The sequence below is a fragment of the Micromonospora sp. CPCC 205561 genome (assembly GCF_036906775.1).
GTDB lineage: Bacteria > Actinomycetota > Actinomycetes > Mycobacteriales > Micromonosporaceae > Micromonospora.
Window position 1 is genome coordinate 19,472 of the sequence record NZ_JBAKHV010000050.1, and the last position, 11,630, is coordinate 31,101.

Annotated in this window: 9 protein-coding genes and 1 pseudogene; 4 read left to right on the top strand and 6 right to left on the bottom strand. The window is 66.6% G+C overall.

All coding sequences use genetic code 11. From position 1 onward, the window contains the following. Nucleotides 1–122 precede the first annotated feature (122 nt). Nucleotides 123–2,111: a GmrSD restriction endonuclease domain-containing protein gene (locus V6V16_RS22360; protein WP_334564984.1), complete on the top strand. Its 1,989-nt coding sequence runs from the start codon at nucleotides 123–125 to the stop codon at nucleotides 2,109–2,111. Between the two features lie 29 nt (nucleotides 2,112–2,140). Further along, on the top strand, nucleotides 2,141–3,331 hold the full coding sequence (locus V6V16_RS22365) for a restriction endonuclease (protein ID WP_334564986.1): 1,191 nt from the start codon (nucleotides 2,141–2,143) through the stop codon (nucleotides 3,329–3,331). A gap of 72 nt (nucleotides 3,332–3,403) precedes the next feature. Here V6V16_RS22365 and V6V16_RS22370 read toward each other — a convergent pair whose 3' ends face one another. From V6V16_RS22370 to V6V16_RS22385, 4 genes are all read right to left on the bottom strand, one after another. Beyond that, entirely contained in the window at nucleotides 3,404–3,727 is a 324-nt protein-coding gene (locus V6V16_RS22370) for a hypothetical protein (RefSeq protein WP_334564987.1), read from the bottom strand. Further along, nucleotides 3,724–5,913 carry an EAL domain-containing protein gene (locus V6V16_RS22375; protein WP_334564988.1) on the bottom strand — a complete coding sequence of 730 codons (2,190 nt, stop codon included), beginning with the start codon at nucleotides 5,911–5,913 and terminating at the stop codon, nucleotides 3,724–3,726. Before V6V16_RS22375 ends, V6V16_RS22370 begins: the two co-directional genes overlap by 4 nt. 276 nt (nucleotides 5,914–6,189) lie before the next feature. Then, complete coding sequence (locus V6V16_RS22380; RefSeq protein ID WP_334564989.1) at nucleotides 6,190–6,768, bottom strand: DUF6642 family protein; 579 nt, start codon at nucleotides 6,766–6,768, stop codon at nucleotides 6,190–6,192. Beyond that, nucleotides 6,765–6,956: a hypothetical protein gene (locus V6V16_RS22385; protein ID WP_334564991.1), complete on the bottom strand. Its 192-nt coding sequence runs from the start codon at nucleotides 6,954–6,956 to the stop codon at nucleotides 6,765–6,767. The genes V6V16_RS22380 and V6V16_RS22385 overlap by 4 nt, the downstream gene beginning before the upstream one ends. A gap of 3 nt (nucleotides 6,957–6,959) precedes the next feature. Here V6V16_RS22385 and V6V16_RS27930 point away from each other — a divergent pair, with 3 nt between their 5' ends. After that, entirely contained in the window at nucleotides 6,960–7,223 is a 264-nt protein-coding gene (locus tag V6V16_RS27930) for a DUF7662 domain-containing protein (protein WP_442934134.1), read from the top strand. Beyond that, a pseudogene (locus tag V6V16_RS27935) lies at nucleotides 7,220–7,792 on the top strand (8-oxoguanine DNA glycosylase OGG fold protein); the annotation flags it as partial. The gene V6V16_RS27930 and the pseudogene V6V16_RS27935, both read left to right, overlap by 4 nt. A 49-nt stretch (nucleotides 7,793–7,841) precedes the next feature. Here V6V16_RS27935 and V6V16_RS22390 read toward each other — a convergent pair. Next, nucleotides 7,842–10,451 (bottom strand): hypothetical protein, encoded by a 2,610-nt coding sequence (locus tag V6V16_RS22390; RefSeq protein ID WP_334564993.1) that lies wholly within the window; start codon nucleotides 10,449–10,451, stop codon nucleotides 7,842–7,844. 302 nt (nucleotides 10,452–10,753) lie between these two features. Then, nucleotides 10,754–11,605: a hypothetical protein gene (locus V6V16_RS22395; protein ID WP_334564995.1), complete on the bottom strand. Its 852-nt coding sequence runs from the start codon at nucleotides 11,603–11,605 to the stop codon at nucleotides 10,754–10,756. Between the last annotated feature and the right edge of the window lie 25 nt (nucleotides 11,606–11,630).

Sequence of the window (11,630 nt, forward strand, 5' to 3'; positions counted from 1 at the left end):
GCCCACCCGCGTCCCACATCCCCTCGCCCGTCGGCAGGGGTCACCTGTGTGTCGCGCCTGTCCTCCATCCACGGGCCCGGCTCGGCATTTCCGGACAACAGCGGCAACGAAGAGGTTGGTTGATGCACGTCGACAGGATCGAACGGTCCATCGGAAAACTGATCGACGAGATCTCAGATGCCGAGATCCTGCTTCCCGAGATTCAGCGGGAATATGTCTGGAAGCCGACACAGGTCGCCAAGCTGATGGACTCCATATACCGGGGCTACCCGTTCGGCTCACTCCTGTTTTGGGAGACCGACGAAGTCCCGGAGATCCGGGAGATGTCCGTCAACGGGCCCGAACGGACGCCGTCGAAGCCGCCGCTCTTTCTTCTCGACGGTCAGCAACGCCTCACGTCGTTGCATCGGGTGTTCAGCAACCACCCCGAGGCGCAGGTGGTCTTCCACGTGGAAAACCAGAAGTTCCAGAACCAGAGCGCAGCCACTCAGCGCGACCCGAAATGGGTCAAGGTGGCGGACGTGCTGGATCCGAAGGCAAGCATGCTGCGCCTGACCCAGCGGCTGCTCGACGCGGGCTCCACCCTTGAGGACCACGAGATCGAGGATCGACTCGGCAAGATCAAGGAGTTGCGCAACCGGCGGTTCGTCATGGAGGTCCTCAAAGGCTTCCCGTACGAGGAGGTCGCGGAGATCTTCGTCCGGGTCAACAGCGGCGGCCGTCGTCTCGGCACTCTCGATCTGGCGATGGCGACCCTGTCGACGCGGTGGACGGGGGTGCTGACCAGGCTCCAGAGCGAGTCGGAGCACTGGCTACGACACGGCTACGGGCACATCGACGTCAACTTCCTGTCCCGGGCGCTGGCCGGTGTCGTCCTGGGCCGAGGTCTGTCGGTGTGGTCCCACAGCAAGCTGCGGCAGACCGGCGACACGGAGCTTGAGCGAGGCTGGGAGGTGGTCAAGCGCGGTCTTCGGCGGTTGATACCGCTGCTGCAGACGCATCTCGGTCTGACCCGATCCGACCCGCTGCCCTCCATGATCGTGCTGATCCCGTTGGTGGTGCTTCTCGGCGAGCGCACCGACGACACGGTCGACAAGGAGACGTCCAACGGCATCATCTACTGGCTTCTGCTCGCCACCATCCGGACCCGCTACAGCGGCTCCACCGACACCAGGCTGAGCCAGGACATCCGTGCCGCTCGGCAGGCAGATCCCGTCCGCGCGCTGCTGGAGGGCCTCAACGTCGAGAACTCCCGCGCCGAGGTCACCGAGCGGGCGTTGCGGGGTCGGACGAAGGAGAGTCCCTACTTCTTCCTCAGCCTGCTCGTGGCAATGGCCCGGGGTGCACGCGACTGGTGGTACGACTCCGACATCCTTCCCGGCACGAAGGATGCGCCGAAGCTCGAGCACCACCACGTTCACCCACCGTCGACCCTCGACGATCCACGGTTCGACAAGGGCATGGTCAACGATCTCGCCAACCTGGTGTTCATCTCCGCCCAGGCCAACAAGAAGATCAACGGTCGGAGCCCGGCTGAGTACTTCCCCGAGCTGAACGAGGACGACCTGCGGGCACACCTCGTGCCGCTCGACGAGTCGCTACGGGACGCGAACGGCTACCAGCGGTTCCTGAACACACGTCGGTCTCTCCTGGCGGAGGCGATGAACGCGCTCCTGGACCGCTTCCGGCCGTCCTTCCTGGACGAGGTGCCCATCGAGAACGCCGACCCGAGTGCCGGTCTGTCGCTCGATCTGGCGCTCTACGGCAGCGTCCGCGACGGTGGCCGGATCGTCTTCACGGCGTCCGGTGACGGCATCTCCTGGGCTGGCTGGGCCGGCATGGCCGAGTTGGACAACGCGATCGAGTCCGCGCGCATCGCGGGCATCGACAGCGACGTGACGATCGGGGGCGAGTCAGTCCCAGTCGAGATGATCGAGGATTCGTTGCAGGTGCACATCGGCCCGTTCCTGGTCACGGGCACGCCGGAAGAGTGGCGGACGGTCTTCGACCGGGAGCTCGACACGTCCCAGCCACTTTCCGCGCTGCCCCGGGTCGAAGCAAAGCAGTGGGACGGAGAGCTGATCAAGTTCCCCATCACCAGCACGGACTGACGGCACATCCACTCTGGGAAGGATGCCTCATGGCAACAGCATGGATCGTGCGGGCCGGCCGTGACGACAGCTACGACGAACTAGCCCTCGACAAGAGTCTCATCGCGGTCGGCTGGTCGGCTGCGGGAGATCTCACGGAAACCGCGTCCGCCACGGAGATCCGCGAGCGTGTCCGGGCCGCCTACCCGGATGTCGAGCGGCGCACGGTGGAGAACTACGCCATCCAATTGGTCGCGTTTCGAACGAAGATGTCCGAGGGTGACATCGTGCTCTTCCTCCGACGGGCCAGCCCGGATGTCGCTGTCGGCCGGGTGACCGGGCCCTACGAGTACCGGACCGACCTTCCCTCGGGAATCCGCCACGCGCGGGCCGTGCGGTGGTCCCGCACCGACATTCCTCGGGCGTCGGTGGAACGGGAAGTGCTCGCTCTACCGTCGCTGACCACCGTCTACCGGATCAACCAGGCCGACAGCGTCGCTCGACTCGAGGGGCTCCTGGGGTTCGACACACCGACGACGGTGCTCGCCGACGAGCCTGTCCCCACCGCCCCACTCGAACACGACGACGACTCCGCACCTTTCACGAACCTGCAGCGGAACCTAAACTACGCGCGTAGTCTCGCCACCGCAGGCCAGCACCTCGACCAACTGAAGGTGGGGGCGTTCGAGGTTTCGGACGTGTTCCGGGCAGCCTGGGTGCAGAGCGTCGCCGCACTGGACCACTGGGTCCGACAGGAGATCCGGGCACGGATGCTGAAGCTGGTCGCACAGCCCACGGCCCAGAAGCCCAGAGCGTTCACCACTTTCCAGATCTCGCTCGGCCTCGTCGAGCAGGTCCAGCTTGGCACGAAGACGCTCGTGGAAGCCCTCGACCAGCAGCTGCGCGATCAGGGCCACCTCGTCTACCAGAACCCGGACAAGATCCGTGAAGGTTTCGGCCACGTCCACGACGTCAAAGGCTTCTGGGACCGGGTCGCGCGGGTGCTCACCGAGCAGAGCGGTGACGGCGTCACCTGCACCGGCAAGGACGTGCAGGAGCAGCTCCGGCAGATCGTGCAACGCCGCCACAAGATCGCCCACGAGTACGACGAGGATCCTGAGGGTCCCAATCAGAAGCGCCCGATCGACGGGGCCGGCGCCACGCAGACGATCGACTACATCGAGCAGCTCGCCGCCGCGATCCTCGAGGTCCTCAACACCCCCGAGCCCGCCGCTGGGTGAGGCGCACCGTCGTCATGCGCTGCCGGGGTCTGCCGGCCTTCGCCACGCCGCTCCGCACGCCTCGGGCTGTGGTCAGTCCTCGCCGTCGAGAAGCGGGCGAAGCTGATCGAGCAGGTGTGCCCGGCTGACGTTGCGCGGCAGGTCGATCTTCAGGTCGATGTCCGGCCCCTTGACTGTCAGGACGACCGAGGGCCGAGGATCCCGCAAACGCCAGTTGCGGATCGCGGTGGCCAATGCTCCCAACTGCGGCTGAAGCGCCGCGAGGGTGGCGAGGTTCGCCAGTACGGCGACGCCCTCGATGGCGAGGGTCACCGCCGACACGTCCCGGACGCCCTCGTAGGGCAGGTCGAGTTCGTCGAAGACCTCGGCCGGCAACAACAGTTTGATGCTCGTCACTTCTCACCTCTCACCAGGCTGGCGATCTGCTCACGGATTGGCTCCTCCAGGTCATGCAGCGACGTCGACGCCGAGTTCCCGCAGAAGAAGCCCTGCACATGGTGGATTCCCAGGTCGTAGATCTGCTTGAGGCTGATCGGCGCCGCGTCGTCGTAGCCCTCGACGATGACAGGCCGTGGGGTGTGCGCGTGCCCGAGGTCGGTAGCGTGCCGGGCCACCCGCGCCACCAGCGCGAGTTCCTCCATGGCCAGGGGATGGTGGAGCACCGCGCGGTCGACTTTGATCTGGGTCAGCGGCAGCTCCGCCATCCGGGCCAGCGAGGCGTACCCGACGCCGAAGTCGTCGACGGCGAAGGTGATCCGGAGGTCCCGCGCCAGGGTGGTCAGCCGACGGTGGAAGTAGGCAAGCGGTTCCTGCAGCCACCGCTCACCCGGCCCGGGCTCGATGGCATCCTGTTCGGAAATCTCCAGCGTGAGGGTCCGCGGGTTCATGTCGGCCTCGATGAGGGCCTTGCTCACCTGGGCCAGGTATGCGTCGCTGAGCAGCGAGCGGACGGCGACGTTGACCGACAACGGCTTCGTGCCCTGGTACGAGGCGGCGGCGTCCGCGGCGTCGTAGGAGTGGATCGCCTTGGTGAGCAGAAGGGCGTCCCGTTCGATGATGAAGCGGTCGCCCCAGGCGTACGCCATCTGCAGGGCGCTGAGCGGAGCGCGGGTCTCGTGGTCTCCGCGGCGCGCAAGTGCCTCGAAGCTCTGGATGCTCACGCCCGTCCGCCGCAGGGCCAGCTCGACGACGGGCTGGAACACCATGAACATGGAGCCGACCAGCTTCTGGTAGAGGCTGAAGGCGTACTCGTAGAGGTTCAGCGGCAGCCGGCCGAAGGCGGTCCGTAGCGCGGTCATCACCCGCATCTCGGCGTGGAGCGGGTCGCCCAGGAAGTTGGCGTCGCACATCGCCCGCAGCATCACGGCGAGCGGCTCCCCCATGTCGAGCAGCGCAGGAGCTGGATCGACCACGGTCAGCGCCAGGACCTTGTCGTCCTCGTGGAGGAGCGGGACGCAGAGAATCCGTCGACCCGCGTCGTTCGAGACGATGTGGCCGGGCATCCCGGTCCGATACTTGATGGCATCGGCGGAGCTGAGCTCCAACAACGGCCGCAGCTCCTCCTTGTCGAAGCGCGGAGTCGCGTTGACCACCCGGATGGCGGTGCCGGAGAACTCCACCGCCGCTACCGACTCGGCCCCCAGGGCGTACCGCATGATCTCCACCCGGTCGGCGTATCCGGTCTGCTGCGGCGACTGCACCGGGCGGGTCTCCGACCGGAACACCCGGCCGAGAAGCTGCAGGATGGAGCTGGACTGGTCTTCGAGCGGGCTCTTGCAGGGCCGCGTGGTGCCCGGGTTGGCCGGTGAACTGAGCGACTGGCGGTCGTGTCGGGATACCGGCGGCTGCGCCAGCACGGTGGTCGGACCCCACATTTGTACGAGCTGGACCGGCGGCGGTTCGATCCCCTGCTCGGCCACGAATGTCGCCATTTGCCCGAACGACACGCGCCCGCCGTCGTCAGCGGCCTCACCGCGCAGCGCGCGCAGCAGATGGTGAGTCAGGACCCCGTGGCCGTACTCCTCGCTCTCCCTGGCGGCGGAGCCGCTCCGGCAGGCGAGCAGGGCGCTGTGCCGGTCGATCTGGGTGCGATAGGTCTGCATCGCCTCCGCGTGGCGAAGGTCGGCGTCGAGGTAGACCCCCGCCTGGCAGCAGTCGAGAATGAGGAAGGACGCGCCGGCGAAGGTCTCGAAGACGTCCCGTTTGAGGTAGGTCATCCGCAGGCCGTTGTCCGGCTCGCGTCGAAGGCCGTCCGGGTCGAGGTCCGCCGTGACGAGGTACGCGTCGAGCTGGTTGCTCCATTCGGGCACCAGTGCGTGACCGGCGAAGTACACCAGCAGCACGTCGGAGGGACCCGAGTCCAGCGCCAGTTCGCGAAGCTTGGTCTTGATGCCGTGCCAGTCGGCGTCCGCGCCGATGTACATGGTGACGTCGCCGTCGTCGAAGGTCCCGATCGTCTCGTCGAGCAGCATGCCCCGGATCGCCTGGGCGTCGGCCTCCGCGTAGCGCAGCGCCGGCAGGTGTACGTCGCGCCCGCCCTGGTTCACCCCGATCAGGACCGCCCGCCGTCTGCTCGGTGCCATCCGCAACCCCCATACGATGATCCGTCCGCGCTCACGTCGCGAAATCAGAGCAGCGCTCACAGTGACACTATCGGCTCTCCCAGGGTTGTTGATCTGACCGCCGAGTCAGATACCCGTCGTTGTCGATCAGCCGTCGTCGAGCCGCGACACGGCAGGATGAGTCAATGCGAGCTGGGGAGCCGGAGTTCGGACCCGGTGCAGCGCTCGACCGGCGATCAGCCGTTCAGGTGCTGTCCCTGTCGGAGACGCCGACACGGCCGCGCCGTCGGCGTAACGCTACGTCGACCGGCCATTCGGGTAGACGATGCGGAAACCGAGGTGCTGCGCCAACGGCGCCCAGCGCGGTGACTTTACGAGCCGTTCGACGCTGTCAATCCTGACACCGTTGACCATGTTGTTCAGGACGACTGTTTCGAACGCCGCAGACTCGATCCAGTCGATGTCCTTCGTAAACCCGCACAGCATCGCCGCTTTGGTCTCTCGCAGGAACTCGCCGAGGGTCGTTGCGGAGGCCCGCAGTGCCGAGCAGCTTCCGAAGTAGAGGCGCTTGCCATGACACTGGCCCGACACCCAGCTGGCGATCTCCGACAGCCCGACGGTGTGCGAGTCGGAGAGCTGCAACCGGGTAGGCGCCCCGTGCAGCGCGAAGAAACCGACCTGGTAGGCGGAGTACTTGCGAGACAGCCACCGCTCCAGGTAGTAGCGGAGTTCCTGAGGGGTAGCGGTGTCGCGGTGAATGAACCGGATGCTGCCCAGCCGGTCGAGCAATTCGAGGGTCGGCAGCACAGAGCCTCGCTCCGCGAGGTCGTCGGCCCATTGGCCCTCAAAGCAGAAGACACCACCCGGCTTCGTCACGTCTTCTCCCCTCGTTGGCACCAGGTGCCGACCTTAGCGAAGCCGATCAGCTTTCGTGTACCGCTGACGGTCACGGTTCGGACGCCGGCGGCGGCACTGGTCGAACCGATCGGACGAAGCCTGCGGGCGCTGCTGTCAATACGCTCCATCTTCATCCGCGCCGGCAGAGGATCGATCTCGGCCGACATACGATGGAGGACCACGTGTCCAAGTACGACGCTTTACGAGATTACCTTCGGCGACGGACAAGCGAGGCACGGTACACCCTCGACGAAATGTCGGAGTTGGTGCCGGGTGGACTGCCCCCATCGGCCTACCGGTACGAAGCGTGGTGGGCCAACGGCGACCAGACACATGCGCACAGCCGGGCCTGGGGAGACGCCGGCTTCACGGCTCATCCCGACCTCGCTGACCGAGCAGTGCGATTCGTGCCGAAGCCGAGGGCGTCGCAGTGACATGCGAGCCAGCGTGTGCGCCGTTTGCGGGAGAACCCCCCTCGCGCGAGACGTACATCCTCAACCACGGGTTCCATCTCAATCCCCAGACCTGGCGGCGGCGGTTGCCGGAGCCAATCGGCCTACCGGCCTGGATCGAGGACCTCCCCCAACTCGGTCGCTGGCCACGCATCACGCGCAGGGACCTGCTGCAGGCGGGCGCCGCCGCACACACCGGCCGCGCGGCCATCGACATCCTGATCGGGGCGTACGTATGGGGTAGCGGGCTGCCCGGCGGGCGAGGGCCGGCCCGCCTGCGCAAAGTGTTCGATCTCAACAACGGTCACACGGAGCGGCACCTCGGTGAGGCACTCCAGGTCCTGCGGAGTAAGGGGCCTGAGGCGGCATACGCGGCCCTCCATCACGGCGGTGACTACAGGCTGAAGCGGCTGGGTCCATCCTTCTTCACCAAGCCGCTCTACTTCCTCGGCTGGGACTCGGCAGCGGGCGACCACCGCCCCCTGATCATGGACCAGTACGTGGTGATCGGCATGAACCGCTGCCGGGGCACGAGTTGGCGACCGCTTGGTCCCTGGAGCGCGGCCGAGTACGGCGAGTACCTCACCTTGAGCTACCGGGTCAACGCACGCGGCGGAAGCGCTTTACGAAGGTGCATCCATCCGGCAGCGGGCGATCCACCACCTCGGCGTTCCGAACCGCCTCGCGGTGGTTCTCGATGCTCTCGGCGGAGGCCCGCGCTCCAGCCGGCAGCCGCCGGACGTAGCCTTCCACCCAGTAGCCCGGATGGGCGGTGCGGTGGGCGTCACGGGTCTCACCGCGTCGGCTGACGGCTTCAACCCTGGGAGCGTAGCGCAGGAGATCGACCCGCGCCTGTCCGGCTAACGGCGGGTACCAGGGAAGGTCGTCCTGGTCGAGGCTGCCGCATACTCGGCTGATTCGTCGGTCCTGTACCAACTGCCGCACGGCTGCACCAATGCCCTTGACACGCTGTTCCGGCAGTCCCAGCCTCAGGCAGTTCCGCAGCAGGGCCCCTTCAGCCAGAATCGCGGTTCCGTCCGCCCTCAGATGCCCCAGCTTGCGCAGCGTACGCAGCACCCAGCCGGTGTCGGACAGCTCGGGGACCGGTTCCTCCTGATCTGATCCGGGTGCGTTTTCCCGGGTGACCACCTGCGCGTCGTAGTGGTGGTGGAACAGCAGCCCGTCCACCCGCTGCGGGCTCGGCAGTAGGTCCGTGCGCGCGATGACCCGCGCTTCGCCAGGACGCCACCGACAGGTGACGAACGTGCCGGGAAGTATCCCTTCCGGCCACTCCACGCCGTGGAGCTCCCACCGCTGTCCGAATCGGCGTAGCACCACGTCGCTGATCACCTGAACGTTCGTGCTCCCGCGCCTGGGGTGCTCGAATACCAGGCGAAGCTTCTGTCTGTCCTGAGCCGCCGTGTCCAATCCGTCGGGGAAAGGCGTCCAGCCTCCGTTGAGGTGGGCCCGATGCAGTGGGACGTTCCATCGCAGCTCGCCGGCGTCGTGGTCACCCGGCAGCCACTGGGCACCGCTCTCCTCAGCCGGCATGTCCTGCGGGCCCGCGAGTGCCCCGAGTTCCTCGGAAACCTGCTCCGCCGTCGCCCGCACGGTCTCCCCGCAACCGGTCTCGGCCCCTGCTCTCAGTACGACGGTCGCAAGCCGCCGCGCCGCCGCCCCACCGCGATGCGGCCCGGGACATCTGTCGGTGAAGGTGAAGACCTTGCCACGACGCCGGACCAGCGCGGCCAGCAGCTCCCGCGTGCGTTCATCCACCTCGAAGCCCAGGGCGTCGGGCACCAGCCCCACCCGCACCACGTACTGCACGACGTTGGCCGCCCTCTCGTCGCGGCAGACGACCCTGACGTTCGACTGGTCCTCGCCCAGGTCGAAGACGGCTCGGCACGCTGCCTGCACCCAGGCGTCGTGCACGTTGGCGGCCCGGTCGATACCCGTACCCAACTCGCCGTACCGAGTGACCCAGCCGAAGCCGAACCGGCCGCCGTGGAAGCGGACATCGACGACGCCGACCACGCGTGAGGCGTCCGCCGGCATCTGCTTGACCAGATCGGGGCAGAGGAAGGCGGCAGCGGAATGCCCACACACCGCGTCCTCCGCTGACGGCACTTCGACAGGCTGCTGACCGGTGTCGGCTTCTTCCGGTACGCCGGTGACAGTGACCGTCAGGCTGTCCCGCACCTTATCGGCTACCGCCGGCACGCAATCGGCGCAGGATCCAGCACGGCGGGCCCTCGGGCAGGTTGCGTAGTGCTCCGCGCAGGCGTCCGCGACCGCCGTGGCAAGCGCGGGATTCGAGAGCCGAACGAGGTCGAGTGTCTCGGCCAGACAGCTGGTCCGCAGCGACCGCAGCCGCTCGCCGCGATGCAGCTCCACGGCTCGCGCCCGCAGGCCATCGAGGATCAGCTTCGCTTCCAGGCATCGGGCGTGCCCCTGCGCGTAGGCGCCGTCGGCCCGATTCAGCCGTGTCCGCAGTTCCTGGCTCGCCGTACGTCTCAGCTTCTCTGCCGCGGAGTCGCGGCTACGCTCAAGCTCGGCGAGGATCTCCTCGGCCCCGGTCGCCCAGCGTTCCGCCAGTGCCTTATGTGCCAACGCCCTGTCGTGGTGCTGCCGGCCGGCGTCACGCAGGGCTTCCTGAATGAACGTCTCGTCGCCGAGCTGCTGGAAACGTTGGACGTCGATGGGAGGCAGCGGCTCGTTGCCTCCCTCGTGCTGGGCCAGCCAGCCCCACACATCCGAGGTCGGTAAATCGAGCGCGTCGGCACGTAGGCCGCGTCGCTTCAGGACTTGAAGGAGCCCGTCGTGCAGGGCCCCGCCCGCGACAGCGCGCGTGACCGCCACGTCCAGCTTCTCCGGCGAAACGCGTGCCGGGTCGTCCATCGTGGCTCGCTGCTGGGAGACGGCGACGGCCTCGCATGCCGCCCTCCGAGCCAGCGCCAGCTTGTCCCGAACAGCAGGCGGAAACTGGGCCTGGCTCGTGTTTCCGGTGATTTCCGCGAAGCGGGCCTCCGCGTCAGCTCTCAGCTCGGCGTAGCGCAGTGCCGCTGCCGAGGTTGCCTTTTCGGCGTGACGCAGTGTCGCGGCGTCGGACGACGACAGTTGCTGTCCCTCAGCGACGGCACGGTGCAGGGCGGCGAGCCAGACCATGTCCCGGGGCAACGGGCTGGAGGGCTCATCCGGCTGACGTTGCACAGGTGTGGACCGTGCCGCTCTCCTGGCACCTCGTGCTCGGGCGGATCCAGCCCGGCCGGCACCCGGTGCCGCGCCATCCGCGTAGCAGTCGTGGCAGACGAGTTGCTCCCAGTTTCCCGCTGTCGTCGCCAAGCGGTTGGACGTGTGCATGCGCCCGCACCTGACACATCGGAAGGTCGTAGGACCATTGAGGACGTATTTCTGCAGCTCACCCACAGCGGGATGGATCTTCTTGATCTGGATCCCCGGGGGAACCTGTGACGCCATCGTGCCTCCCCAGCCAGTTCGGCCGCAATTATTCTCTACCCCAAGGGCGCGCACTCTGACCCTGGCTGCCGCTTGATGTCATCGGCGGCGGGGGACTCATGAACATCCACATCTACGACTTGCGCATCTACAACCTGGGTTTTCGGCTTCGCCAGTTCCGAGCCAGACAGGTGCTCCTTCAGCCTCTTGGACATGGGGAGGAAGGTCGCAAGAGTTAGCCCGCCTGACACGACCGCCCCGACGAGGGGGATCGCCTTTGAGACAGTCTGTGCGAAAGTCTGCTTGGTCATCTGCACGCCAAGATAGCTTGCCACCTTTTTGACCACTGGGTAGATGACGCCCTTGGTGAGTGCCTTCTGTGGCAGTTTCTTGACAACTTGCTTGGAGATCTCACCCGAGATTTTACCCACGGCAGCGTTGGCCGACTGGGTTCCGAACATCACGCCCACGAAGAGAATGAGCATCCCTTTGGTCGCGTCGTCGAGCTCGTCGCTGTCGGCCGAGAAAAGGTCCGGCCAACTATAGAGGTAGGCAAGTTTTTGTGCGATTCGGAGCATGTGGCCGAAGTATTGGGCCAGGTCGGCGGGCACAGTGGCGGGCAGGAACAGCAAACCGGGCATCCCCGCAGCGGCAGAGAGAGCGCTGGCCTTGGCAGTCTCGTAATAGATGGAATCATCTGCCGCCTTATCGAGAACTTCGAGAGGGATTCCCGCTGCTGCGGGGGTCTCTTCGATTGCTCGGCGAATTTCGTCCTCGGAACAGTACTTCATCAAGGCACTCTTGAGATATTCAGCCCTGCTGATGCGCACGCCCGGAAGACTTGCTGCGCTCACCAGCACTGCCGAGAAGCGCGCCTCCGGGTCCTCGATCGCTTGGCTCGTGGCCATAGCATGACCTCCCCATCTGATCTCT

Bases quoted from the DNA above. Each gene is read 5' to 3' on its own strand.
- V6V16_RS22360 (WP_334564984.1), top strand. From the start codon at position 123: ATGCACGTCGACAGGATCGAACGGTCCATCGGAAAACTGATCGACGAG.
- V6V16_RS22365 (WP_334564986.1), top strand. From the start codon at position 2,141: ATGGCAACAGCATGGATCGTGCGGGCCGGCCGTGACGACAGCTACGAC.
- V6V16_RS22375 (WP_334564988.1), bottom strand. From the start codon at position 5,913: ATGGCACCGAGCAGACGGCGGGCGGTCCTGATCGGGGTGAACCAGGGC.
- V6V16_RS22385 (WP_334564991.1), bottom strand. From the start codon at position 6,956: ATGTCGGCCGAGATCGATCCTCTGCCGGCGCGGATGAAGATGGAGCGT.
- V6V16_RS27930 (WP_442934134.1), top strand. From the start codon at position 6,960: ATGGAGGACCACGTGTCCAAGTACGACGCTTTACGAGATTACCTTCGG.
- V6V16_RS22395 (WP_334564995.1), bottom strand. From the start codon at position 11,605: ATGGCCACGAGCCAAGCGATCGAGGACCCGGAGGCGCGCTTCTCGGCA.